The sequence below is a fragment of the Phyllobacterium zundukense genome (genome assembly GCF_025452195.1).
Classification (GTDB): domain Bacteria; phylum Pseudomonadota; class Alphaproteobacteria; order Rhizobiales; family Rhizobiaceae; genus Phyllobacterium; species Phyllobacterium zundukense_A.
This window is the reverse complement of sequence record NZ_CP104973.1, coordinates 3,693,586-3,716,488: the sequence shown is the minus strand read 5'-3', so window position 1 is coordinate 3,716,488 and position 22,903 is coordinate 3,693,586. Positions and strand designations below refer to the sequence as shown.

Sequence of the window (22,903 nt, the reverse complement as noted above, 5' to 3'; positions counted from 1 at the left end):
ACCGATGGCAATATACTAAATGGTGCATGGAGATATCAAAATGGCGCTGCAAATCCGTAACAGCCACATTGACGCCATAGTGAGCGAACTCCAAAGCTTGACCAAAGCGCGCACCAAGACAGAGGTCGTGCGCAGAGCGCTGCAACACGAACTTGCTCGAGTTCGCGCTTCACTGCATGGGGCTGAAGCTATGCAACTGAAGGCGACGGATGATGCGATCAAAGACTCGTAAAGGAGATGCCGTAGTGATGGAAGGTCTCGCGCTACAATAACAACCTAGTGCTGCGTGACCTCGGCGGGAGCGAGGGCATTCTGGGCTTCGCCGCGGATACGGCCGATCATGGCCCGCAGGCCATTGGACCGTTGCGGCGTCAGATGTTCGTCAAGGCCGAGTTTCTTCAATATGGCTTCGGGGTTGATCGCCATGATTTCGGAAGCGCGCTTGCCCGAATAGAGCACCATCATGATGGCGACGAGACCGCGCACGATATGCGCGTCGGAATCGCCGACGAACTCGATGACTGGATCGGTGTCGCTGTTGAGCGTGCTCTTCAGCCACACCTGGCTGACGCAGCCTCTGACCTTGTGAGCGGCATCCCGCGCCTCTTCGGGATAGGGCTTCAGGTCGCGGCCGAGGTCAATGACATAACGATAGCGATCTTCCCAGTCATCGAGAAAGTCGAAATCAGCAAAAATATCGTCAATTGTCTGTGCCATGCATCACTTCCCTTTCAGGCACATATAGTGATTTGAAAGGCCAACGTCACCGTTTTAATCAAAAAAGCGTTGTCACTTCGGGGAAACGGTCCCGGTCTGGGTCTTGTCGTCGACCTCGTTCGCCTGTTCACGTTGACGGGTTGCGGCATCGAGAATTTCGCGCAAGGCCATTTCACGCAGTTTCGCCTTGATGGCGTCTCCCTGGCCAGATTCTGTTTCGGCGCTTTGTGTGCCGGGTTCCTTCGAATCCTCGCCCATGCGTGCATCAAGATACTCGTAGCCGACCTTCGCGACCTCGCCCGCGCGTACGCTGGCATTGGCGAGTGCAGCCTTGCCGGTTTCGCAAGTCTGCGGCTTGCGGGTGCAGAAATCGCTGAGATCGCTGATCGTCTCCTGCGCAGCCAGTAACGCCTCGATCGGGCCGGGCTGGCCCGCGCCCTGTGGCTGATCCTTCGAGTCCACCGGAATGAACAAGGAGATCAGCATCATCCAGAAGCAGAACTTGATCGCAAACCTGATCAGAAAGAACATTTCAGCAGTCCTCTATAGTGTCGCTATTTCACCCCTTCATGGTGAGAGCCCGAACGTAAATTCGCCAACGCGGACTGCAAATGGCGTTTTTTCTGCGCTCCGATGCTCACGTACCAAAACGTACGCTGCGCTTCGGTGCTCAAAAACCACCATTTTCGCCACCCCTTGACGAATTTTCGGTCAGGCTCTGAGACACTGACACAGATCCGGCAAAAACCCGTTGAAACGCATTTCTGCATTTGAACGATCATAGAAACGAACGATTAATAACTGCTGACGGGTAGATGGTGTTGAGGTGACAGCCACCATGTGGGGGACGGAACCAGGCCGTTTCAGTAACAGCGCTTGCTTACTGGCTGCGAACCCATCGCTCGGCTTCGCCACTGCCGAGCAATATGCTATGATGGTATTTAGCTGTTGAAACGAAGCCGTAACGAGCCCCTGCAACCATCTCGCAGCACCGTGCCCGGACCAAGGCTGAACCTATTTACTTGGAGGACCAAGTCGTGAGCACAGCAACACCAGAACATATAATGCAAGTTGGTATGGGCTTTTGGGCATCCAAAACGCTCTTGAGTGCTGTCGAACTAGGCGTATTTAGCACCTTGGCGAATGCGCCGGCCGACCTGCCGACGCTTCAAACTAAACTTGCACTGCATCAGCGATCAGCCCGAGACTTTCTCGATGCGTTGGTGGCTCTCAAGTTGCTGGAACGCGAAAACGGCATCTACAGCAACACCGCAGACACGGAGATCTTTCTCGATCGAGCCAAGCCATCCTATATTGGCGGTATCCTGGAGATGGCGAATGCCCGGCTCTATGGCTTCTGGGGATCGCTGACGGAGGCCCTGCGCACCGGCGAATTGCAGAACGAGGCGAAGGGTGGAGGGGAAAATTTCTTTGCGGCAATTTATGCCGATCCGGAACGATTGCGTGGATTTCTGAGCGCTATGAGTGGAATAAGCGCGGGGGCGGCCCACGCTATCGCCGCCAAGTTCCCATGGAAAGATTATAAGACCTTCATGGATCTCGGTTCAGCTCAGGGCATGGTACCCGCCACTCTTGCCCAAGCCCATCCCCACCTCAACGGCATCGGCTTCGACCTTCCCTCGGTCAAGCCAGTCTTCGAAGAATTTATAGCTCACCGCGGGGTGGAGGACCGAGTGCGGTTTCAGGGAGGGGATTTCTTTGAGGACCCTCTGCCGAAAGTTGATGTCATCGTCATGGGTCACATCCTTCATGATTGGGACCTTGCACAGAAAAAGATGCTTCTAAGCAAGGCATTTGATGCTCTTCCGAAAGGTGGCGCGGTCGTTGTTTACGATGCCATCATCGATGATGATCGCCGGGAAAATGCTTTCGGTCTTTTGATGAGCTTGAATATGCTGATCGAAACTGCTGGCGGGTTCGACTACACTGGAGAAGACTGTCGGGCCTGGATGCGCGAAGCCGGATTTTCAGAAACGTGGGTGGAACCGCTTGTCGGCCCGGATTCGATGGTGATCGGATTGAGATAGCTTGTCGCGATATGGCTAGTGGTTGCTTTAGACTTGGCGCGAACATGTTCTAATCGGCGTCGAATGAAAGAAAATACGCCTCCGCGACGCATTGCTAGACACTTTCTGGCGTAAATATCTGCATTGGCAGAATTTGGTGCGTGATGCCTGGTGCCTCGGGGGGTGCCGAGGTGCGGGCGATCAGGATTTCTACAGTTTCCTTGGCAATTTCTTTGATGGGATGAGAAAGGACCGCCTTGAGCGTGCCGCTGACGAGGCCAACACTTGTCGCTTGCGTCAGATCGTGGCCGATAACCTGAGGGCGCTTGTCGGCCTCAAGCTCTTTCATTGCCGCCATCACTCCTCCGATACCGCCTCCGGCGACGTAGATGCCCTTGACGCTTTCATGCCGCTTTACGAGGTCGAGGGTTGCCTCGAACGCGTACTGGTCGCTCTCGAACGTAGCGACTGGTTCGAGAAGATGAAGATGTGGGGCATTCTCGCGCAGGAACGCTCGAAAGCCAATCTCACAGGCTTCCTGGCAGAGATAGCGGTGACTGCCGACAAAGATTACCACCGCAGACGGGGCAGGGATCATGTTGGCAAGAAGCCAGCCTGCGGTTCGGCCGACCTTTCTGTTGTCGAGACCGACATAACCGGCGCGCGATGGAGCAGTCAGATCCGAAATCATCGCGATGACCGGGATGTGTCTGGCCGTCAGCTCGTCGATGGCGGACGTAACGCCCGGATGGTCGGCCGCGACGATTGCGACGCCGTCAGCACCACGACCGACGCGTCTTAGCGTCTCGGCAACAGCTCCGGGCGTAAGATCGTCCATGAACTCGACGATCGCTTTTCCACGGATCGAGGGGCTGCTCTCAACGGCCTCCCGGAGTGCAGTTCCCAGTAGTTCATAAAAGGCCGTCGTCTTCTGCTGGAGAAGAAAGGCGAAAGTCTTTTGGGGTGCGTCGGTCTTCAGCCGCTGGCGCAGCAGCGGCGTGGCGTAGAACCCGATTCTCTCGGCTGCTTCCAGCACGCGGCTTGCGGTTTCCTCCCGCACATCCGCACGGCGGTTCAACACCCTATCGACTGTAGAAAGGCCGACTCCGGCTTCCTTTGCGAGCGTGGTCATGTTGGGACGGCGCATATGACCTCAATAAAAGAATTCTTTCACGTCATTGTTGCTTAACCGGACAGTTTTTGAAAGGAAATATTTCATTCCAATTGTATGAGCGAGCCTGTCGACGTATTTTCCGGGTTCGTCAGGGAGGCCGAAATGCGTGATGGAATTCGAAGTTATGCCTTGGTGGGCAACGCCGACGGTGCCGCCGTCATAACGGGCGATGCCTTCGAGGAGAAGGTCGAGGCCGAATGGTTTTCGGCGAAGGTGGATCGGAAAGAATTCAAGCAACTCATCAAGCGGTCCGATGCAGCAGGTCTACGACATTTCGGAATTTGGCTGGCGCTTCTCGTCGGTTCCGGGATCGTAGCATACCTGACATGGGGTACGTGGTGGTGCATTCCGGCCTTCATCGTCTATGGGCTGGTCTATTCGATGGCCGACCATCATGCGCATGAGCTATCCCATGGCACCCCGTTCAAGACGCGCCAGATCAACGAGATTCTCTATCATCTCAATGGCTTCATGACCTTGCATGAGGGGCATTACTGGCGCTGGAGCCATTCGCGCCACCACACGGAAACGCTTTTTGTCGGCCGCGACCCGGAAATCGCCGTGCCACGCCCGCCCGACATCATGGGCATGTTCCTTGATCTCTTCTTCATCAAGTCGGGACTGACCCAGATCGCCTCTATCGTGAGTCATGCATTCGGAAGCCTGAACGAGGAGGGACGCCACTTCATTCCGGAAGGGGAGAAGCGCAAGGTCTTCTGGTCATCGCGAGCCTTTGTCGCGGTATTCATTGCCGTCATCGTTGCGTGCGTTTTGACGCAATCGATCCTGCCGGCAATGTTCGTAGTGCTGCCCCGTTTCTACGGCGGCTCCATGGCCCAGCTCTTTAACCTCACGCAGCACGCCGGCATGCAGGAGGATATTCGCGATCATCGTCTGAGCACGCGCACCTGGAAAACCAATCCGGTCTTCCGTTTTTTGTATATCAACATGAACTACCACGTGGAGCATCACATGTTCCCGATGGTGCCGTTTTATAATCTTCCCAGACTGCATGAGATGATCAAGGACGAGTGCCCGCCCGCCTATGAGGGCCTGTGGGCCTGCTATGCAGAAATCATTCCCGCCGTGCTGCGGCAGGTGAAGGATCCGGGCTGGTACGTCCGCCGTCCGCTGCCGATGCATGCCGTGGCCGCAGAATAAAACAACCGAGGAGGAAAATTATGAGCAGCGTTGACATCGAAAACTGGATTATGGCTTGCGAGGCCGACGATATCGATGAGGAGGATGTCGTTCGTTTCGATTACAACGGCAGGACCTTTGCGATCTATCGTTCGCCCGATGACAGATACTATGCAACCGATGGGCTTTGCACGCATGAACAGGTCCATCTTGCCGACGGACTGGTGATGGACCATGTCATCGAATGTCCAAAGCACAATGGGCGCTTTGACTATCGGACGGGCCAGGCCAAGGGCGCGCCCGTCTGTGTCAATCTGAGGACGTACCCGGTGAAAGTCGAAGACGGCAAAATCCTGATTGCCTTGTAAGAGAGAGATTGTGAAGCACTGGGGCTGGCGTCCGCGCCGGCCCTGACGAAACCCTACAGTCCTTACGGTCCCTTCCGCTTTCAAAAGCGGTTCGCGAAACCGATGCTTTGCGATTCGGACGGCAAAGCTGCTCAAAGCCGAAACCCTTCATTTACCATGACCGTCACAATCGCTTGAAACACGGTTCGCGCGGCGTCCTGGGGCCCGGCTTTATCCTTTCCTTAAAGCCTCATCTGCAAAAGTTAACGCCGACAGGAATGTTGCAGAGAACATTCAGGAAATGACCGCGACTTATCCGGCTCCGGCCGGACTTCGCGGAAAGCAGGAAAAAATCGGTGCCGATCCACTCCGTCACACAATCCAGAATTGCCGCAGGCTACAACCGCCTGTGCAAGCGCTGGGTCAGCCCGTCCGCTGCGGGTGGTGCCACCGCCGAGCGGGATGCCCGTATGGCCGGCGCGTTTCTCGGCATGCCGCTGATGCTGGCCGTCGCGTTGATCACCAGCCACTCGATCGCGGGTGAAGCCGATGCGGTGCTGAGCTTGGTTGCCGGCGTTCTGGCGCTTCCGATGATCTTTTGCGGTGCGCTTTCGGTATCGAAGAAGAGTGCGTCGGTCGGCATGAGCGCGCTCATATTCTATTCCTTGTCTGTCGCCACCATCGGTGTCACCGCGCCGTCGACAAATCTGCTGCTCTGGATCATGGCTGCAGCGATCCCTCTCGAAAGCTGGTTTGTCTGCCGCAATGAGAAATCCATTCGCCTGCCGGCTGGCATTGCCGCCGGGGTGGTGCTTGCAATGCTCTTCGTCGTTGCGATGCGGGCAGGTGACAGCGTGACATTGTCGCCGTTGGTGCTGCTTGCTTCATTGAGTTATCTGGCGACACTCATTGTCAGAACAGCTGGCACTATCGCCGCCCTCAGCGCTGCTGCCCGCCGCGATGATCGCGTGGCCGATCTCGAGAACGCTATCGACGGCGTCGTGTTCAGTCTTGGGACGGACGGGCTCATTGTCTCGCTGTCGCCCAATGCGCAGGGCCAGTTCGGCATCGCACGCAATCTCCTGATTGGTACGCCTCTGCTCGATCGTGTGCATGTGTCGGATCGTGTGCAGTTTTTGAGTTTCCTGTCGGATATGAAGAGCGGCGCTTCGACTGCGACAGCCGAGGTCAAGCTGCGCTGCGTTGCGCCGGGCGCCACGTCGAAACACGCCCATAGCGTGCGCTTCGCCACCTACCGTCTGCGTGCCGTGCCGCACAGCCAGGAGACAGGTTTTGTCGTTGTCGCGACCGATATTTCCCAAGCCGTCGCCGACCGCAATGCGCTGATAATTGCCCGCCGCGAGGTCGAAACAGCTGAAATTGCCAAGGGTCGTTTCCTTGCTTCGGTCAGCCATGAACTGCGCACGCCGCTCAACTCGATCATCGGTTTTTCCGATGTGCTGCTGCAGGAGATCTGCGGCAAGCTGCCGGACGGGCGGCAACGCGAATACGTGGAACTTGTAAACCAGTCGGGCAACCATCTGCTTTCCGTCGTCAACGCTATTCTGGATGTGTCGAAGATCGAAGCGGGCACCTATCCGATATTCACGGAGAGCTTCGCCTTCAAGAATGCCGTGACCATGGTGCACGACATGATGGCGCATCAGGCCTCCCAAAAAGGCGTGACGCTGTGCGATCGTGTCAGCCCGCGTATCGGCAATGTCGTTGCCGACAGCCGCGCTATCAATCAGGTGCTGATCAACCTGGTTTCAAACGCCATCAAGTTTACCGAAAGCGGCGGCGTCGTCACCATCGATGCGCTGATCGAAGACAACATGCTGGCCTTCTCCGTCAGCGATACGGGCATCGGCATCGCCGAAGCGGACCTCAAGACCTTGGGCCAGCCTTTCCGGCAGGTGCAGAACGACTACACGCGCAACCACGAAGGCACGGGCCTTGGCCTTGCCACGGTCAAGGGCCTTGTCGGGCTGCATGACGGCGAGATGAGGATCAAGAGTACTCCGGGGCAGGGCACGGTTGTAGATGTGCGCATTCCCCTTGACGGTCCCGTGATCGAACATTTCTCGGACGAGGCGAACATTGTCGAATTCAAGATCGAAAGCGATATCCAGGGAGGTTCCCATGAGGAAGCCCGTAAGTCGGCCTAGCAGCAAGCGACGCGCTCCGAGGCGGGGCAAGTTCGCTGTGGCTGTGTTCGCTACCGGCAGTCTGATCGCCAGCAATCCCGGTATTGCCGGCGGCACGACGGCCTTCCTTGTGACTCTCGGCTTCATCTCCGCCAATGCGCTTTGGTATCAGCCGCATGTGCATGAAGGCGTTTTCTTCCGCACGCGGCCGGAACTCGTCTTCAAACCCGTCAAGCAAAGCAATATTTCGTTGCCGGGTGGCACGTCGCAGGCCCAATCAGCCGATGCGCCCATTCGCAAGGTAAAATCTGTTCCCGTTCCCCAGAGCCCCGACCCGATTGCCGCCGCGATCAATGGCGACCCGGTTCTGGCGCCGGGCGGCGATCCGGAAGTGGCCAAGCTGCAGCAGAAACTGCTGGCGCTGGGTTTTTACAGCGGCACTGTCGACGGGATTTCCGGCAAGGGAACCCGCGCTGCTATCGACGCCTATCGCAAGGCAACGGCCGCCATGGGCATCGAACCCGAGCAGGCCGTCGACAATGCCAGCGAGACCACCGCGAGCATTGCCATACCGGAGAAGAAGCCTGAACAGACGCAAGAAAAGGCTACAATCCAAAAGGTTTCGACCAGTCCGTCGGAGGACAGTGCAGCCGTCGCGAGCGCTGGCGGATTGTCGCCGGCAGAGATCGTACGGGTTCAGGCAGGCCTTCGTGCATTCGGCAATGACATGGTCGAGATCGACGGCAAAGTAGGTACGTCCACCAAAAGTGCCGTGAGCGAGTTCCAGAAGCTGTTCCGCCTGCCGGTGACCGGCGAGCCCGACCAAAAGTTGCTTGCAAAGATGCAGGAAATCGGCCTCATCAATTAAAATTCGGCCCATGATGGCCTGCAAATGGCGTTTTTCTGCGCTCCGGTACTCACGTACCAAATGTACGCTCCGCTCCGGTGCTCTAAAACCACCATTTTCGGCTCATCATGAACCGAATTTCCACCGCCAAGGACTTGGATCATGCGCCTGACATCTGAATTCTGGGTTTCCGCGCTGGTCAGGCGCGTGAACGGCTCCGGTGCATTCGCTGCGCTGAGCAACAAGGGCGCGGCGGAAGCGGGCGCTATTTTCATCAAGTTTCGCAATGCTGACGGGAGCTACGATCTTTTCGGGCCGGCGCCGCAGATGGTCTATGATGAAACCAAGCCAGACGAGCGGCTGTTCACGCCATTGAAGACCGGCGTGGCCGAAATGGAAATCAACGACGATCTGGAAAAGCAGAAGCGCTGGGATCGGGATTTGTGGATCGTCGAGATCGAGGATTATCGCGGAGATCGCGCAGAGCTGTTTCCGGTTGCAGCGACCTAAGGTAAGAGAGAATGCAAAACCATTCTGCGTGGTTCGACAAGCTCACCATGAGGGAGATTGTGGGCTGCAAAGATAATCACTGCCGTCGCAGAACTTGGCTACCTGCAATCAATCCGTTTCCCTCATGGTGAGCTTGTCGAACCACGCACAGCAGATACGCAAATCCTTGATTAGCTCAAGAAACCTTGCGCGCTCCGTTCTCGAAGTCCGCGGCCATCTCACGCAATTTCTGCCGCAGTTTCTGTGAATTTTCCTGTGTCTTCCAGCGTTCGACAGTCGCCTCGGCTTTTTCCTGATCGATCTGGCGATAGGATTGCACGAAGAGGCGCAGCGAATGCAGATCCTTGTGTACGAGGCCGAACAGCCCTGTGAGGACGAGATGCGCGGCCTCGGCAGAAAGCCCGAGAGACGCCAGCGCGATCGTCAGTTCCGCATTCAGGCCATGGCCGATAATGCGTTTTGCACCGACGGCATCCAGGTCAAGCGCCTTGGCAAATTCCTGTTCGAAGAAAGTCGTCTGATCCAGAAGCGCCGCATCGACCAGATGTTCGGCCAAAGCCTGATCGCTGGAGAAGCCGGCATCGCTGTCCCGCATCAGCGCCTTCAGTGCCTCACGCGTTTCGCGCAGGCGCGGCGATTCCGGCGTAAGGGTGGTGTCGGGCATGTCGCTCTCCCTGCCATGAACGGTATTCGGTTGAGGCGTCAAAGCACGTTCGATGGCAGGGTCATTGAACCCATGCAGCACGTGCAGAAGTTCGGGATCGGTGATCTCGCGCCGCGCGATGGCCCGCGCGTGGCCAAGGCCCTTATGCGCGATGATGTCGATCAGGTCGGACGTATTCAGGACCGGCGAGCGTAACAGCAGCGGCGCGGATATATCGACCTCGTCCTCCGCAAGCGCGATGATGAGCCGTTTCGGTGCGTGGGAAAATTCCGACAAAGCCGCCGCCGCATGGCGCCGCACGCGCTGCGAAGCAAGGGCGAGCAGCGGGACCGCGAGGTCCTCGAGTTGCTGCGCATCGCTCTTTGCCGGTCTTGTGACACAGCAGAAGGCGGTAATCGACGCTGTCAGGAGATCGTCAGCCTTGCTGCCGCTACTGCGGTCTTCAAGCGCCCGAAACTCAGGATACTTCACGAACAGAACTCCACGAGACGCAGTACGAGGTTACGAGCCCAGAACCCTAAACAATGGCTAAAATTAGCTGCGAAGCCTTAGCAAACCGTTAACCATCGGCGGGCTATTGAAAATTATGGCGCAAATCGTGCGCGCGTAAGCATCTGCGTATCAAGGAGATCAACGAACTCGGATGCGTTGATATTCACGCCATGACGGCCTGCAAACGGCATTTTTCTGTTCTTCCGGTGCTTACGTACTTCAAGTACGCTCCACTCCGGTTCTCGAAAACCACCGTTTCCGCCTCGTCATGATCGCGAATTTCGACACATCCTAAAACGGATGGGCGATATGGGGTTGGTCATCACATTTCCAGGCAGCGCAACCAAGCGCCGCACCATTGCAGACAACGAACGGCAGACGAGCGCCGAAATCACGATTTTTCCCGGCGTGCGCTATGAGCGCTATGCACCGGAAGTGCCAAAGCGCACCAAAGTAAAACCGCCACGCAGATATTTCGATACGATGCCGCAGCCGGGCTGAACTGCTGCCAGTTGCTCGGGTTTGTCCTTTCTGACGCTCAAAGCAGCGGCGTGCAGCTGGCACTTTTCAGGAAGGAATCGATTTCCTCTTTCCACGACTCGTCCGGCACGAAACTGCGGATGACAACAAAGCCTTCATCCATGTCGGCCTCGATCAGCACGGAATTTTCAGCCGCTGCAGGCTTGGTCTTGTTGAGTTCGATCATCTGCAGCGGTGTCGCGATGACGAGATCGAGCTGGTCGGCAATCGCCGTGCGATCGTTGATCGAATAGATGTTTTCACCCTGGCGGTTATAAACGGAGATTGACCAGTAAGGGGTCGTGCCGACGCCGGTGATGTGGGCGGGGAGATCCTCTATATCGAAGCGGCAAGCTGCTGCCTGAAACAGTGGATCGAAGGCGAGCGGCACGGTGCCGGGCGCTCCTTTTCGGGTCACGCTATGGAATTGCCAGTCGTCGCCATAGGCGGAAATACGCGACCAGGCGTTGCGATCGGAATAGAAGGGCACGAGCAGCACGACCGCGATGTGCACGATGCCGGCGCCGATGAGACCGAAGAGCAGGGCGCGAAAAAGCTTACCCATCGCAGCTGATCCTCGTGACCGCCGGGAACGTCATGTCGACGAGGCCCGAATTGCTGCCGACAGGCGTGTCATAGAGCGTCATCACCAGCACCATCCGTCCCGCGCCGGTCGTCGCCAACCAGTTTCCCGGTTGCGCCTTGGGCGAAACGAGCACGACGAACCGGCCATTCTCCTGGCGGAATATTTGCCGCGAATGCAGCGCAGGCAGGCGGTCCTTACCCGGATCAAGTGCGACGAGCGAGCGGTCGGCTGCGTAGAGGGTCCAGAAACGCGAATTGGGGCTATTGCCTTCGATCCTGTACGAGCAGCGCCGGTCGAGTGCCTGGCCCCGATTGTCATCATAGGCGTAGAAGGCGAGGCCTTCGGCGGATCCAAGCGGAAAGGCGCCTTCGCGGGCAGCCCGCGCCTTCGCATAAGGATCGGAGAGGGGGGTGCCGGCGTCTGGATGCCCGGTCCATTGGCCGACGGTGAGCACGCCAAAGCCATCGAAACGGTTGACCGCATACCATGCGCTCAGCGTGCCGCCGCCGACGGCAATCACAAGCGCAATGAGGGCGAGGAGAACATTTCGAAGCATGTGTGATGACTACACGGGAGCAATGGCTGGAAGCAAGGGCAGGCGGTGTGGCGAGATGCGTTCAACCTCTCATAGACCGACGACACGAAACTATTCGACGGTTGTCTATTGCAACCGTGTTGGAAGAAGGGCGATTTCGGCCCCCGACTTTTCTTCAGCCAAGCGAATGTCATAGGCACTTTGAAGATTGAGCCAGAACTGCGCACTGGTTCCGAACCAGTGGCCCAAGCGGACGGCGGTATCACCGGTTATAGCGCGCTTCCCATGAATGATTTGTGTTATCCGATTGGGAGGAACATTGATTTGCCTCGACAACTCGGTTGGTTTGATATTCAGTTCGCCAAGTTCGTCGGCCAGAATTTCGCCGGGATGAATAGCTGGACGAGGCATAGCCCTTTCCTTTCAATGATAGTCGATGATTGCGACATCCGAAGGGCCTGCTGCGCTCGCAGGCCATTCGAAACAAATTCGCCATTGCATGTTGATCCTGATACTGAATTGTCCGCTCTTATCGCCTTTCAACGCTTCGAGGCGGTTACTCGGCAGCATGCGAAGTTCTGCCAGGCTTGTTGCCGCTTCAAGGATTTCCAACCGTTTATACGCCTGGCGCTCAAATCCTTGAAACTCGCGGACAAACTCTCCACGGGCAAATGCTTCTGTCCGCTTGTCACGATAAGTCAGGATCATACAGCTGGATAAAGTTTTTTACGCTGTACGTCAATCGTAAAAAAATCACAGTGCCGAGACTTTCGAGGGCAGGATCGGTAGTTTGAGCTGCGGCGCCGCTTTCAGAGCCTGGCCGATTTCACGGATGGCCGTTGCGGTGGCGCCTGAAAGAACCCGTGGCCGCTCTTCCGCTTTCAGCGCGTCATCGTCAACGGCCTCCGCCTCTGCCGCCGCTACTTTTTCCTGCTTCGGCATTGTTGGATCGATGCCCGGAATCGCTTTGAGATCGATGTTCTGATGCGCGTAGTTCATGAAGCGCTGCCAGGTCATTGCCGGAAGGATGCCGCCCGTCAATTCCTTGGTCGGCGTGAAATTATCATTGCCGAACCAGACTGCGGCCGTGTAGTTGCCCGTGAAGCCAACGAACCATGCATCGCGATAGCTTTGCGTGGTGCCGGTCTTCCCCGCCGCCCGCGTCATCGGCAAAGCGGCACGCCGGCCAGTGCCCCATTCCGGCACCTGCGACAGCATGATGTTCATGTTGTCTGCCGCCGTTTGCGAAAGCACCCGATGCGGTTTCACACCATCCTTCTTCCAGTCCCACAGGACATCGCCATTCTGGCTCAAAATCTGCGTGAAGGGATGACGCATGCCGGCGATGCCGCCGGTCGCGAAGACATTATAACCGGTCGCTTGATCCATGACGGTCATACCGGAGGTGCCCAGCACCATGGTCTTGTGCGAGCTGATCGGCGATTCAACGCCAAAGGCCTTGGTCAGGGCAACAATGGGCGCGGTCGTCAGGTAATCCTTGGCGAGCCGCACGGGAACTGTATTGATGGATTTGACCAGTGCGGTAGTCAAATCGATCTTGCCCAGATACTGGCGCGAGTAATTCTGCGGCGACCAGTTGCCCCAGGAAACCGCGCCACCGGAGACCAGCGTCTTCGGGGTCATGCCCTTTTCCATGGCAGCAGCATAGACATAGGGCTTGAACGACGAGCCCGCCTGCCGCAGCGCGGCCGTGGCGCGGTTGAACTGGCTTTCGCCATAGTCGCGGCCGCCGACGATCGCCCTGACCGCGCCGTTGTTTTCGAGGACGACGATGGCGGCCTGGGTGACGTGATATTCCTTGCCGAACTGACGAAGATGATATTCCGCGGATTCTTCCGCTGCCTTCTGGATCCCCGTATCGAGGGTGGTGCGGACGACGAGCGTATGGGTCGGCATTTTCTGCGCGACCTTCTTGACCTCGTCGAATGCCCAGTCAAGGAAATAATCCGGGCTTTCCGAACGGCCGCGATCAACCACCGTTGCCGGGTTGCGTCGTGCGCCAACAACCTGGCCTTCGGTCATCAATCCGCCCTGGACGAGATTGGTGAGCACCACGTTGGCGCGGGCACGGGCTGCCGGCAGGTTGACATGCGGCGCGTATTTCGCCGGCGCCTTGAACAGCCCGGCCAGCATTGCCGCCTCCGCCAGATTGACGTCCTTGACACTCTTGCCGAAATAAAACTCGGAAGCGGCCGCGATGCCGAACGTTCCGCCGCCCATATAGGCGCGGTCAAGATATGTCTGCAGGATTTCCTTCTTGCTGAGGTTCGACTCCAGCCATAGTGCAAGGAAAGCTTCCTTGATCTTGCGGTCAAGGCTTCGCTCATTGTTGAGGAACAGGTTTTTTGCCAGCTGCTGGGTAATGGTCGAGCCGCCCTGGACAACGGAATTGGCGCGCAGGTTTTCCGTCATGGCACGCGACAGTCCGAGGAAATCAATGCCGAAATGGTCGAAGAAGCGGCGGTCTTCCGTTGCAAGGACGGCCTTGATGACGTGGTCCGGCAATTCGTCGATGGGTACGGCGCTACGGTGCAGAATACCACGCTGGCCGATCTCGTTGCCGTAGCGGTCGAGGAACGTCACGGCGAAATCATCGCGCGTACGCCAGTTCTTTTCGGTTTCATGAAAGGCCGGTATGGCCAGCGTCAGCATGAGCACGGAACCGACCGTACCCCAGGTGAATGCTTCGCCCAGAACTTCGAATATAGCGCGACGCCAGCCCGTGACATGGAAGCGCCGGAAGAAGATGGTGGTGTCTTCCCAGAATTCTGCGAGGCGAAAGCGCAAGTCGTAAAGGGTCGAATCGATCCAGGCGTCAAGCCCGAGCAGTGGCGAGACCTTGAATCGCTTGCGTTCCTTGCCTTGCCTGGGCTCTTCCATCGGTTTTCTTGCCTGCCCTGTGCTCAGCCATACCTTCACTGAAGGCACATGGTTTAGCGGATATCACTTAACAGCTTCTTGAAGCGGCTGTTTAAGCTCTAATATGGTCATTTCATCCCGCAAAAAGAATACCGCCTTTATACTTAGTGCCACAAGGGTCAGCGCTTCCGATATCAAGATTTCACCGGGACTGTTGCCGAAAAGTTTCCACTTGCAATTGCATAATTCCGATGGATTGGTGTCTTTTTTCCAATTGGGAGCACAGGCATGTCCATTGAGCATTGGCTGGCATTCGTTGCTGCATCGGCAATTCTTCTCGCTATTCCAGGACCGACGATCCTTCTCGTCATCTCCTATGCACTTGGCCATGGCCGGCGTTTTGCGGCGGCGACTGTTGCGGGCGTTGCACTCGGTGATTTCACCGCCATGACCGCGTCGATGCTCGGCCTGGGCGCCTTGCTTGCGACATCGGCAGCGATCTTCACCGTCCTGAAATGGATAGGTGCCGCCTACCTTATCTACCTTGGCATCAAACTCTGGCGTGCGCCGATCGCCAATCCTGAAACCGGCGAAATGCCGGAAAAGAACGAGAAGGCCTACCGTATCTTCCTCCACGCTTACGTGGTGACTGCTCTCAATCCCAAAAGCATTATTTTCTTCGTGGCTTTCCTGCCGCAATTCCTCGATACGACCCGCCCGATCTTCACACAGATGGTGATCTTCGAAACGACCTTCCTCATACTTGCAACGCTGAATGCCGGAACCTACGCCGTGATGGCATCGATGGCGCGCCAGACCATCCGCAAGCCCAAGGTCCAGCGCATCGTGAACCAAACAGGCGGATCGCTGATGATCGGGGCAGGGATGCTGGCTTTAAGTTGGAAAAAAGCAGCAGCATGATATTCACGCCAGGACGGCCTGCAAATGGCGATTTTCTGCGATCCGGTGCTCACGTACCTTAAACTACGCTGCGCTCCGGTTCGCCTAAACCCAATAAGAAAAATATCATAACTAGGAAAATAATCCTTGACTGCGTACGGTTGTCCTGTAGGTTTTAGTCATCGTCGGAATTGTGACTTCTCGGCCATATGGGTGGAGGAGTAAGTGCCCGACGCTATCTCAAGGACAATCCATGATAGTCAATTTTGCCGCCGCCATGCGCCGGCGGAGCGCATTTGCGCTATGCCGCGAGTATGGAATATCCGCAGCCGAAATCGTGCCGCTGCTCGGACTGACAGAAGGCCAGTTCCTGCGAGCGCTCAATCGTGACGGTCTGTCGTATAGCGATATGCAACAGGGAAACCGGCAATTGCGTCTTGTCCAGCGGATCATGGATCTTCTGCGCAAGGAACTGGATACGCTTTCCTCGCTGGATGAAGGAGCGTCAGGCAAAGTGAGGCTGGACGCGCTGGCGCTTCTTGCCCGCACCATTGAACGCGTGAGCGATCTGCAAGAGCGCTTTGCAACCACAAGAGCGCAAACCGTGGGCAGCCTGAGTGCCGATGAGCTTCGCGCAGTGCTCAAAAAGATTGATGAAAGGATCGATGAACTTGCCGACATCCGAGCGAGACAGTTGGTCCGAAAGGAACTTGAACAACAGGGAAGCGCAGGCGGTTCAGGCGGAGTGGATGTTCCGGGGCAGGACGGCCCAGCAGCCGCCACGCTCTGACTGGCAGACATGGCTGATACTCGGGGGGAGAGGTTCCGGCAAGACACGGATGGGTGCGGAATGGGTCAACGGGGTGGCTCTGCATCTCCCTCCGTTCGCATCCGAAGGATCGTGCAACATTGCGCTCGTCGGTGAAACATTGGCGGATGTGCGCGAAGTCATGATCGATGGCCCATCGGGGATCATGTCGGTCTCGCGCGCCGAGCGTCCCCGCTACGAGATGACAAGACGGCGCCTGCTTTGGCACAACGGCGCCACGGCGTCGATGTTTTCATCGGAGGACCCGGACAGCCTGCGCGGCCCGCAATTTGATGCCGCCTGGTGCGACGAGATTGCAAAATGGAAACATGTGCAGGAGACCTGGGATATGCTGCAATTCGGCCTGCGCCTTGGGCCCAACCCGCGGCAGGTGGTGACGACAACGCCAAGGCCCTTGCCATTGCTGAAGAATATGCTCGCCGATCCGGCAATTCGTGTACGCCGCATGAGAATGCAGGAGAACGCCGCCAATCTCGCGCCGGGTTTCGTCAAGCACGTGAATGGCCTCTATGGCGGTACGCGGCTCGGGCGGCAGGAACTCGATGGCGAGCTGATCGAGGAGAGCCCGGACGCGCTGTGGTCCCGGCTGACGATGGAGAACGTGTTCTCGTCAGACGTGCCGGAGCTGAAGCGGATCGTCGTTGCGATCGATCCTCCGGCCAGCGCGACGAAGAAATCCGATGCTTGCGGTATCGTGGCGGCGGGCCTCGACGAGAATGGCATGGCCTGGGTGCTCGCTGACGAGAGTTTCGCACCGGCCAAGCCGCATGAATGGGCGAGACGGGCGATTGCGCTGTTTCACAGGCTGGAGGCCGATTTGATCATTGCCGAGGTCAATCAGGGCGGCGATATGGTGGCCGCGGTGATCGCAGCGGAGGACGATAGCGTTCCCGTGCGTTCGGTGCGGGCCAATCGCGGCAAGGCGCTGCGGGCCGAGCCGATCGCGGCACTCTACGAACAGGGCAGGGTGCGCCATGCGGCGCGCTTTCCCCTGCTGGAGGATGAAATGTGCGACTTCGCGCATAATGGCTTGTCGAACGGCCGCTCGCCGGATCGGGTGGACGCGCTGGTCTGGGCTCTCAGCGATCTTGGCATCCTGATGGCCGAAATCGACTTCAGTGTTGCGATGATTTCGACCGTAGTCGGGCCAGGGCGGGCTGCCCGCATTAAATTACAGGTCAATTGATTTTCTGCGGTCTGTCGAGATTCACGCCATGGCGGTCTGCAAATGGCGTTTTCTGCGCTCCGGTGCTCACGTACCAAATGTACGCTACCCTCCGGTGCTCGAAACCATCACTTTCGCCTCGCCCTGACATGAATCCTGACAGACTCCTGTTCACCCCATTTGAAAAAAGGAATTTACGATGAGCACTGAAAAAGCGTGGTATCTGTCGAAGACCGTCTGGGCGTCCATCGTGACGATCCTGCTATCCTGTTCAAGCTTCTTTCACCTCTCCACCGAGGGCATCGACCAAGAGGCATTTACCGATACAATCGTGCAATTTGTGACCGCCTTGAGTGGGATTGTTGCACTTTTTGGCCGAGTCAGCGCTAAGACGCTCATAACACGTAAAGAAATATAGTGTTAAAAGGCGTGAACTTGTGGCAATCCTGATAGTCACATTACCAAACGTTCATGCATCGTTCAGACAGCAACCGATAATAATGACGCCATGATGAAACACCTCTTTATCTCCCTGCCCCTTGCGGGCCTGATCTCGGTCGCTGGCGTCCTCAACGCCGGCACCGCCTTTGCTGCAGATTGCTCCTCTGTGGGGCAACGGGTGGCCGATTCGCAAGGCGGGACACTTGCGCGGGCCACCTCGGTTGTGCAGAACGGCAAGGAAGTCTGCGTCGTGGTGGTGCTGATCCCCGGCAAGGATGGCGAACGTCCGCGCCGTGTGGAAGTCGCCGTACCAGCAAGCTGATTCGCCTGATCCACGCCGGCAAGGGAAATACTGCATGAGAATACTCGTCGTCGAAGATGATCGTGATCTTAATCGCCAGCTTGTCGAAGCTTTGACCGATGCCGGTTATGTGGTCGACAAGGCTTCCGATGGCGAGGAGGGCCACTTTCTTGGTGACACGGAACCCTATGACGCCGTGGTCCTCGATATAGGCCTGCCGCAAATGGATGGACTGACCATCCTTGAAAAATGGCGCCGGGACGGGCGCGTGATGCCCGTGTTGCTGCTCACCGCTCGTGACCGCTGGAGCGACAAGGTCGCCGGTATCGATGCGGGTGCCGACGACTATGTCGCCAAGCCATTTCATATCGAGGAAGTTCTGGCGCGTCTGCGAGCCCTCATCCGGCGCGCTGCGGGTCATGCTTCGTCGGAAATCACCTGCGGCCCACTGCGGCTCGACACCAAGACATCGAAGGCGACAGTCAACGGTACTGCACTGAAGCTCACTTCGCACGAGTTCCGGCTATTATCCTATCTCATGCATCACATGGACGAGGTGGTTTCCCGAACGGAGCTGGTCGAGCACTTGTACGATCAGGATTTTGATCGGGATTCCAACACGATCGAAGTGTTTGTTGGCCGCTTGCGCAAGAAAATGGGTATGGATCTTATCGAGACGATCCGCGGGATGGGATACAGAATCAAGTCGCAGGGCAAATCGTAGAGCCGTTTGAAACTCTACTGCGGCGGTCATCTGACGTGCTTTTCTGTGCTTCCGGTGCTCACGTACTTCAAGTACGCTGCGCTCCGGTTCTCGAAAACCTCGTCATCTGCCTCGCTGCAGCGATTTTCCGAACGGCTCCAAGGCCGCCAAATACCTCAACAACGGGGCAGGACAACGTTTGATAATCCCGCTGACCAGCTATCTTCCGAGCCTGCGTTCCCTGTCGCTGCGCGTCATCATGCTCTCGACGCTATGGACCATCATCTCCTTCGTTGCCATCGCCACCATCATTTCGACGATTTACGGCGAATCGCGCCTCCAGAGCTTCAAACAGCTGCTTTCCGCCCATCTCTTCAGCGTGATCGCTTCGGTCAGCGTCAATGACGGCACGCTTGCTGGACGTCCAGATCCGGGGGAGGTGCGCTATTCGAGCCCGCTTTCCGGCTGGTACTGGTCGGTCGAACCGGTCGCAGACAATCTGAAGGGTTCGCTCAAATCGGTCTCGCTGGGTGACAGGGAGATAGACTCGCCCTCGACACTCAATGTTCCCTTCGATACGTCGTTTCAACGCTCTTATATAGAACCGGGTCCCAACGGCCAGCAGCTTTCCGTTGTCGAAACCGAAGTTGTTCTCGACGCGGAAAATCGCGTTGCCCGATTCAGGGTTATGGGAAATCTGAGCGAGGTCGAGGGCGAAATTGCTCATTTCCGTAACACGCTTTATTTTTACCTTGGTATATTTGCTCTTGGCGGCACGCTGATCAACGCGGCCGTGATCCTGTTCGGTCTGCGACCGCTCGATCGTGTTCGCCGTTCCCTCGCCGATATCCGGGAAGGCAAGGTTTCGCGGCTGGATGAACGTCTGCCCGACGAGATCGCGCCGCTCGCGCGCGAGATGAACGCGCTGATCGACAATAATCGTCGCATCATGGAACGATCGCGCACGCAGGTCGGCAACCTGGCGCACTCGCTCAAAACACCGCTCTCCGTCCTGGTAAATGAGAGCCGGACGATCGGCGGGAGTGAAGGGCGAATTATCGCCGAACAGAGCGAGGCAATGCAGGTTCAGGTGCAGCACTATCTCCAGCGCGCGCGCATCGCCGCGCAGCGCGACAGCGTGGTGTTTCGCGCGCCGGTCACCCCGATCCTCACCCGCCTGGTGCGCGTCACCATGAAGCTCAATCCATCGATGGATGTTCAGTTCAACAACTACATGGACGATGCGATTTTTGCCGGTGAGCAGGAAGATCTCGAAGAAGTTGTCGGCAACCTTCTGGAAAATGCGGGAAAATGGGGTCGCAGTGTTATCAGGCTTACACTCGCGAAGGTGGATAGCGGACTTGAAATCAGCGTCGAAGATGATGGGGATGGTCTTGCGCCAAGGCAGATCAAGGACGCGCTGACACGCGGCAAGCGCCTGGATGAAAGCAAGCCGGGGACAGGTCTCGGTCTGTCGATCGTACACGACACAGTTCGCGAATATGGCGGTACGCTGCGGCTTGAGCGGAGCCCTGATCTTGGTGGTTTGGCGGCACGTCTGACACTTCCGGTTGCGGCTGCCTGAATCGAGCTTGCAAGCGAGCGACTAATCAGGCCATAAAAGACCAGTATACAGGATACCCTTAAAACGGACTGATGATGAAATTCCATATAGTCATTTCCCTGCTTGCCGTCGTTGTTCTAGCCGGATGTTCCACGACGTCGGCGCCCAAGAGCAATAGCGGAAGTACGCTGAGCAAGCTGACGGGTGGCTCGAAATCGGCTACAACGGGGGTTCTCGCAGCGCTCGGCAATGGTTTGATCGGAAACAACCCATCTCTGGACGCATCGGATCGCAAGCGGGCCCTGCAAGCCGAATATCAGGCGCTGGAATATTCGCCTGCCGGCAAGACGGTCGAATGGAAAAACAGCAGCGGCAGCCGCACCGGCGAAGTCGTTGCAGCGCAGCCTTATCAGGTCGGCTCGCAAAATTGCCGCCAATACACGCATACGGTGCGCATTGATGGTACACCGCAATCAGCGCGCGGTACTGCTTGCAGGAACGAGGACGGCAGCTGGACGCCTTTGACGTAAAATCTCGGCGCCCCAAGGCAATCTCTTTTTAATCGGACGGAGTCAGCCGCGAGCAACCCTCGAGGATAACAGTTACCTGCTCTGGATAGGCTATTTCATTTCAGCTTGTGATCATCCCGCGGCATGTCCCGTGAACCACAAAATTAATTTTCAATAGGAATTTTTTCACAGAACGAGGGTATTTCATGTCACAAGAAATGTTGCTGAGAATATCAGCCAAACAGCGGATCCTTGCTGCGAAAATGAGACTTCACACCCATCAACCGGATGCCGCAATGCTGGCCCTGATCAAGGCCGAGATCAGGATGAACGAGGATTTCCTGGATATCGTCGATTCCTATTTTCTCGGACGCAAGGCGAATTTCCATCCCGACCAGCCCCGTGTTTCAGCGGGAAATCCAGACGGCGGGCAGTGGACCGGTGAGAGTGGTGGATCCTCAGGCTTGGTGCAGCCGGTATACATGCGTCGTGAAGACCCGCTTTCATCCCCCATGGCCTTGGGTGGCGGTGGAAGCGGCGGCATAGCCGGCGGAGGAATGGGTTCTGGCATCCTGCTTGCACCTCACCGTTTGCGTGAGGGAGGACGTTCCACCGGGCTGTTACCCGCAGAAGATGCCATTGCCGAATATAACCGGCTCTCCAATCAGCGGGATCCGAGCCTCAAGCCGGTCCTGCTCTGTCGTCCAAAAGATTGGGATAAGGACGATCAACTTCAGCCAGGTACGAAGGCCAAGGCGACTGTCGAACTGTTGACGAAGAATGAGGTTAAAAAGTATTGCCCGGAAATTGGCATCGTCCAGTCGCTTGCGAACGAGGCAGTCAACCTGGCGGAGCCAAGGTCTAACTACGAGACGCCGTGGTTGTTTGGCACAGCTGCACATACCAATTTGAAGAATCTCGCCAACGCAAAATATCCAAGCATTCTGCGCACCGAACGATCATATTTGAAATTTGCGGAGGAGGTTGCAGCGGAAGAGAGCATTGATAACTTCGGCAAGTACGCCTTGAAAAACACTATTCGTATTGACCTTTTGGGTCCCGAAACGAATAGTCGCGTTTGCATTTATGATTTCAAGACGGGAAAAGCAGGCATCAGCGTTCCGCGGGCTCAAGAATTGCGAAACACGGCACATAAGCATTATCCGCATATTGAAGATATTGTTGTTGTGGAAGTTAATCCGGATGAACGTTGAAATATGACTACGATTGTTCAGGTCAGGCAGGCGTTAAAGCCACTATTAGATCGGCATTCCGATTTGGCCCTAATTGGGCGCTTTCTTCTTGTTAAACCAATTTACCATGTAACACGCGGCGTATTCGTCGACCGGAGTATCGACAAAGTGGCCTTCGTACCAGAGGTCGTCACAGATATGCTGGCGCTCGAACCCGTGCGCCAGTACGGATTTTGGGGATGGAACTCAGAACGGCTCTATGACCAATCCGTTGGCACTTGGGATGTGACCAAGCCCGACACCGTAGAGGCCATGAGAGCGCATATCGAAGCAAATGTTTTACATCGGTTGCGTTCGATTGCTTCCCTCGATGATTACAAGACCTATGAGAATGGGAAATCGAAGGTCTTTTTCGGTGCCTTCGAGCGCCTCAAATTTCCCAACATGATGCTGGCAGCAGCCCATGGTGATTTTGATGCAGCCTTGCAAATGTGGCCAGTGGAATATTGGTTTGATCAACGCCTTGTCAAATTTTTTCCTGAATTTCATACTGCTCTAGGGGCTGGGGATCGTGTGTATATCGCGAAAACTCTACACCGGTTGGAAGCCGCGGCGGCCAGAGCTCTCGGAATGGAACATATCTGGGAGTCTACGCCGTTCCCGCTGGAGCTATGAAAGCCTGCAACCTTTTGCGGCGAATTGCCCTATCAATT

At 56.7% G+C, this 22,903-nt stretch carries 27 protein-coding genes; 18 read left to right on the top strand and 9 right to left on the bottom strand.

Features of this window, described 5'->3' with window-relative positions; genetic code table 11:
• Positions 1-40: 40 nt before the first annotated feature.
• A complete protein-coding gene (locus N8E88_RS30680) occupies positions 41-232 on the top strand; it encodes a type II toxin-antitoxin system VapB family antitoxin (RefSeq protein ID WP_262293823.1) in 192 nt (63 codons plus the stop codon).
• A gap of 44 nt (positions 233-276) precedes the next feature.
• On the opposite strand, the gene N8E88_RS30675 is transcribed toward N8E88_RS30680, so the two are convergent.
• Both N8E88_RS30675 and N8E88_RS30670 read right to left on the bottom strand, forming a co-directional pair.
• Positions 277-717: a SufE family protein gene (locus tag N8E88_RS30675; RefSeq protein ID WP_224505514.1), complete on the bottom strand. Its 441-nt coding sequence runs from the start codon at positions 715-717 to the stop codon at positions 277-279.
• A gap of 72 nt (positions 718-789) precedes the next feature.
• Entirely contained in the window at positions 790-1,248 is a 459-nt protein-coding gene (locus N8E88_RS30670) for a DUF5330 domain-containing protein (protein ID WP_262293822.1), read from the bottom strand.
• A 506-nt stretch (positions 1,249-1,754) separates the two neighbouring features.
• Here N8E88_RS30670 and N8E88_RS30665 point away from each other — a divergent pair.
• Positions 1,755-2,765, top strand: a complete 1,011-nt coding sequence (locus N8E88_RS30665; protein WP_262293821.1) for a methyltransferase — start codon at positions 1,755-1,757, stop codon at positions 2,763-2,765.
• 94 nt (positions 2,766-2,859) lie between these two features.
• On the opposite strand, the gene N8E88_RS30660 is transcribed toward N8E88_RS30665, so the two are convergent.
• On the bottom strand, positions 2,860-3,891 hold the full coding sequence (locus N8E88_RS30660) for a LacI family DNA-binding transcriptional regulator (protein ID WP_262293820.1): 1,032 nt from the start codon (positions 3,889-3,891) through the stop codon (positions 2,860-2,862).
• Positions 3,892-4,020: 129 nt separating this feature from the next.
• On the opposite strand from N8E88_RS30660, the gene N8E88_RS30655 reads away from it, so the two are divergent.
• The 5 genes from N8E88_RS30655 to N8E88_RS30635 all read left to right on the top strand — a co-directional run bounded on the left by N8E88_RS30655 (position 4,021) and on the right by N8E88_RS30635 (position 8,909).
• Entirely contained in the window at positions 4,021-5,079 is a 1,059-nt protein-coding gene (locus tag N8E88_RS30655; protein WP_262293819.1) for a fatty acid desaturase, read from the top strand.
• Positions 5,080-5,099: 20 nt separating this feature from the next.
• Positions 5,100-5,426: a MocE family 2Fe-2S type ferredoxin gene (locus N8E88_RS30650; protein WP_262293818.1), complete on the top strand. Its 327-nt coding sequence runs from the start codon at positions 5,100-5,102 to the stop codon at positions 5,424-5,426.
• A 335-nt stretch (positions 5,427-5,761) separates the two neighbouring features.
• Complete coding sequence (locus N8E88_RS30645; protein WP_262293817.1) at positions 5,762-7,573, top strand: sensor histidine kinase; 1,812 nt, start codon at positions 5,762-5,764, stop codon at positions 7,571-7,573.
• On the top strand, positions 7,548-8,420 hold the full coding sequence (locus N8E88_RS30640; protein WP_262293816.1) for a peptidoglycan-binding domain-containing protein: 873 nt from the start codon (positions 7,548-7,550) through the stop codon (positions 8,418-8,420). Before N8E88_RS30645 ends, N8E88_RS30640 begins: the two co-directional genes overlap by 26 nt.
• A 141-nt stretch (positions 8,421-8,561) precedes the next feature.
• Positions 8,562-8,909, top strand: coding sequence for a DUF1491 family protein (locus tag N8E88_RS30635; protein ID WP_262293815.1), 348 nt, complete (start codon positions 8,562-8,564; stop codon positions 8,907-8,909).
• A gap of 175 nt (positions 8,910-9,084) precedes the next feature.
• On the opposite strand, the gene N8E88_RS30630 is transcribed toward N8E88_RS30635, so the two are convergent.
• Positions 9,085-10,044: a DUF2336 domain-containing protein gene (locus N8E88_RS30630; RefSeq protein ID WP_262293814.1), complete on the bottom strand. Its 960-nt coding sequence runs from the start codon at positions 10,042-10,044 to the stop codon at positions 9,085-9,087.
• A gap of 330 nt (positions 10,045-10,374) precedes the next feature.
• Between N8E88_RS30630 and N8E88_RS30625 the strand changes: the two genes are divergently transcribed.
• Complete coding sequence (locus N8E88_RS30625) at positions 10,375-10,566, top strand: hypothetical protein (protein WP_262293813.1); 192 nt, start codon at positions 10,375-10,377, stop codon at positions 10,564-10,566.
• 37 nt (positions 10,567-10,603) lie between these two features.
• On the opposite strand, the gene N8E88_RS30620 is transcribed toward N8E88_RS30625, so the two are convergent.
• From N8E88_RS30620 to N8E88_RS30600, 5 genes are all read right to left on the bottom strand, one after another.
• Positions 10,604-11,149 (bottom strand): DUF1254 domain-containing protein, encoded by a 546-nt coding sequence (locus N8E88_RS30620; protein WP_262293812.1) that lies wholly within the window; start codon positions 11,147-11,149, stop codon positions 10,604-10,606.
• Positions 11,142-11,726, bottom strand: coding sequence for a DUF1214 domain-containing protein (locus N8E88_RS30615; RefSeq protein WP_262293811.1), 585 nt, complete (start codon positions 11,724-11,726; stop codon positions 11,142-11,144). Before N8E88_RS30615 ends, N8E88_RS30620 begins: the two co-directional genes overlap by 8 nt.
• Before the next feature lie 105 nt (positions 11,727-11,831).
• The gene (locus N8E88_RS30610; protein WP_262293810.1) at positions 11,832-12,116 is read right to left on the bottom strand and encodes a HigA family addiction module antitoxin; all 285 of its coding nucleotides are present in this window, start codon (positions 12,114-12,116) and stop codon (positions 11,832-11,834) included.
• Positions 12,117-12,128: 12 nt separating this feature from the next.
• Positions 12,129-12,413 carry a type II toxin-antitoxin system RelE/ParE family toxin gene (locus N8E88_RS30605; protein WP_262293809.1) on the bottom strand — a complete coding sequence of 95 codons (285 nt, stop codon included), beginning with the start codon at positions 12,411-12,413 and terminating at the stop codon, positions 12,129-12,131.
• A 45-nt stretch (positions 12,414-12,458) separates the two neighbouring features.
• Positions 12,459-14,606, bottom strand: a complete 2,148-nt coding sequence (locus N8E88_RS30600) for a transglycosylase domain-containing protein (RefSeq protein WP_262293808.1) — start codon at positions 14,604-14,606, stop codon at positions 12,459-12,461.
• A 267-nt stretch (positions 14,607-14,873) separates the two neighbouring features.
• Between N8E88_RS30600 and N8E88_RS30595 the strand changes: the two genes are divergently transcribed.
• The 10 genes from N8E88_RS30595 (at position 14,874) to N8E88_RS30550 (ending at position 22,865) form a co-directional block, all read left to right on the top strand.
• The gene (locus N8E88_RS30595) at positions 14,874-15,506 is read left to right on the top strand and encodes a LysE family translocator (RefSeq protein WP_262293807.1); all 633 of its coding nucleotides are present in this window, start codon (positions 14,874-14,876) and stop codon (positions 15,504-15,506) included.
• Between the two features lie 232 nt (positions 15,507-15,738).
• Positions 15,739-16,275, top strand: coding sequence for a hypothetical protein (locus N8E88_RS30590; protein ID WP_262293806.1), 537 nt, complete (start codon positions 15,739-15,741; stop codon positions 16,273-16,275).
• Positions 16,235-17,500, top strand: coding sequence for a DNA-packaging protein (locus N8E88_RS30585; protein ID WP_262295693.1), 1,266 nt, complete (start codon positions 16,235-16,237; stop codon positions 17,498-17,500). The genes N8E88_RS30590 and N8E88_RS30585 overlap by 41 nt, the downstream gene beginning before the upstream one ends.
• Positions 17,501-17,678: 178 nt before the next feature.
• Positions 17,679-17,897: a hypothetical protein gene (locus N8E88_RS30580; protein WP_262293805.1), complete on the top strand. Its 219-nt coding sequence runs from the start codon at positions 17,679-17,681 to the stop codon at positions 17,895-17,897.
• A 93-nt stretch (positions 17,898-17,990) separates the two neighbouring features.
• Positions 17,991-18,242, top strand: a complete 252-nt coding sequence (locus N8E88_RS30575) for a hypothetical protein (protein ID WP_262295692.1) — start codon at positions 17,991-17,993, stop codon at positions 18,240-18,242.
• Between the two features lie 34 nt (positions 18,243-18,276).
• Complete coding sequence (locus tag N8E88_RS30570) at positions 18,277-18,945, top strand: response regulator transcription factor (RefSeq protein ID WP_262293804.1); 669 nt, start codon at positions 18,277-18,279, stop codon at positions 18,943-18,945.
• 262 nt (positions 18,946-19,207) lie between these two features.
• Positions 19,208-20,509 (top strand): ATP-binding protein, encoded by a 1,302-nt coding sequence (locus N8E88_RS30565; RefSeq protein ID WP_262295691.1) that lies wholly within the window; start codon positions 19,208-19,210, stop codon positions 20,507-20,509.
• 74 nt (positions 20,510-20,583) lie between these two features.
• Positions 20,584-21,018: an RT0821/Lpp0805 family surface protein gene (locus N8E88_RS30560; protein ID WP_262295690.1), complete on the top strand. Its 435-nt coding sequence runs from the start codon at positions 20,584-20,586 to the stop codon at positions 21,016-21,018.
• A gap of 185 nt (positions 21,019-21,203) precedes the next feature.
• Entirely contained in the window at positions 21,204-22,211 is a 1,008-nt protein-coding gene (locus N8E88_RS30555) for a hypothetical protein (protein WP_262293803.1), read from the top strand.
• 3 nt (positions 22,212-22,214) lie between these two features.
• Positions 22,215-22,865 carry a hypothetical protein gene (locus N8E88_RS30550; protein ID WP_262293802.1) on the top strand — a complete coding sequence of 217 codons (651 nt, stop codon included), beginning with the start codon at positions 22,215-22,217 and terminating at the stop codon, positions 22,863-22,865.
• Positions 22,866-22,903 lie beyond the last annotated feature (38 nt).

Excerpts from the sequence above, each read along its gene's own strand:
- N8E88_RS30680 (WP_262293823.1), top strand. The coding sequence starts at position 41 with ATGGCGCTGCAAATCCGTAACAGCCACATTGACGCCATAGTGAGCGAA.
- N8E88_RS30675 (WP_224505514.1), bottom strand. The coding sequence starts at position 717 with ATGGCACAGACAATTGACGATATTTTTGCTGATTTCGACTTTCTCGAT.
- N8E88_RS30670 (WP_262293822.1), bottom strand. The coding sequence starts at position 1,248 with ATGTTCTTTCTGATCAGGTTTGCGATCAAGTTCTGCTTCTGGATGATG.
- N8E88_RS30660 (WP_262293820.1), bottom strand. The coding sequence starts at position 3,891 with ATGCGCCGTCCCAACATGACCACGCTCGCAAAGGAAGCCGGAGTCGGC.
- N8E88_RS30655 (WP_262293819.1), top strand. The coding sequence starts at position 4,021 with ATGCGTGATGGAATTCGAAGTTATGCCTTGGTGGGCAACGCCGACGGT.
- N8E88_RS30650 (WP_262293818.1), top strand. The coding sequence starts at position 5,100 with ATGAGCAGCGTTGACATCGAAAACTGGATTATGGCTTGCGAGGCCGAC.
- N8E88_RS30640 (WP_262293816.1), top strand. The coding sequence starts at position 7,548 with ATGAGGAAGCCCGTAAGTCGGCCTAGCAGCAAGCGACGCGCTCCGAGG.
- N8E88_RS30635 (WP_262293815.1), top strand. The coding sequence starts at position 8,562 with ATGCGCCTGACATCTGAATTCTGGGTTTCCGCGCTGGTCAGGCGCGTG.
- N8E88_RS30625 (WP_262293813.1), top strand. The coding sequence starts at position 10,375 with ATGGGGTTGGTCATCACATTTCCAGGCAGCGCAACCAAGCGCCGCACC.
- N8E88_RS30620 (WP_262293812.1), bottom strand. The coding sequence starts at position 11,149 with ATGGGTAAGCTTTTTCGCGCCCTGCTCTTCGGTCTCATCGGCGCCGGC.
- N8E88_RS30615 (WP_262293811.1), bottom strand. The coding sequence starts at position 11,726 with ATGCTTCGAAATGTTCTCCTCGCCCTCATTGCGCTTGTGATTGCCGTC.
- N8E88_RS30610 (WP_262293810.1), bottom strand. The coding sequence starts at position 12,116 with ATGCCTCGTCCAGCTATTCATCCCGGCGAAATTCTGGCCGACGAACTT.
- N8E88_RS30605 (WP_262293809.1), bottom strand. The coding sequence starts at position 12,413 with ATGATCCTGACTTATCGTGACAAGCGGACAGAAGCATTTGCCCGTGGA.
- N8E88_RS30600 (WP_262293808.1), bottom strand. The coding sequence starts at position 14,606 with ATGGAAGAGCCCAGGCAAGGCAAGGAACGCAAGCGATTCAAGGTCTCG.
- N8E88_RS30595 (WP_262293807.1), top strand. The coding sequence starts at position 14,874 with ATGTCCATTGAGCATTGGCTGGCATTCGTTGCTGCATCGGCAATTCTT.
- N8E88_RS30590 (WP_262293806.1), top strand. The coding sequence starts at position 15,739 with ATGATAGTCAATTTTGCCGCCGCCATGCGCCGGCGGAGCGCATTTGCG.
- N8E88_RS30585 (WP_262295693.1), top strand. The coding sequence starts at position 16,235 with ATGTTCCGGGGCAGGACGGCCCAGCAGCCGCCACGCTCTGACTGGCAG.
- N8E88_RS30580 (WP_262293805.1), top strand. The coding sequence starts at position 17,679 with ATGAGCACTGAAAAAGCGTGGTATCTGTCGAAGACCGTCTGGGCGTCC.
- N8E88_RS30575 (WP_262295692.1), top strand. The coding sequence starts at position 17,991 with ATGAAACACCTCTTTATCTCCCTGCCCCTTGCGGGCCTGATCTCGGTC.
- N8E88_RS30570 (WP_262293804.1), top strand. The coding sequence starts at position 18,277 with ATGAGAATACTCGTCGTCGAAGATGATCGTGATCTTAATCGCCAGCTT.
- N8E88_RS30560 (WP_262295690.1), top strand. The coding sequence starts at position 20,584 with ATGAAATTCCATATAGTCATTTCCCTGCTTGCCGTCGTTGTTCTAGCC.
- N8E88_RS30555 (WP_262293803.1), top strand. The coding sequence starts at position 21,204 with ATGTCACAAGAAATGTTGCTGAGAATATCAGCCAAACAGCGGATCCTT.
- N8E88_RS30550 (WP_262293802.1), top strand. The coding sequence starts at position 22,215 with ATGACTACGATTGTTCAGGTCAGGCAGGCGTTAAAGCCACTATTAGAT.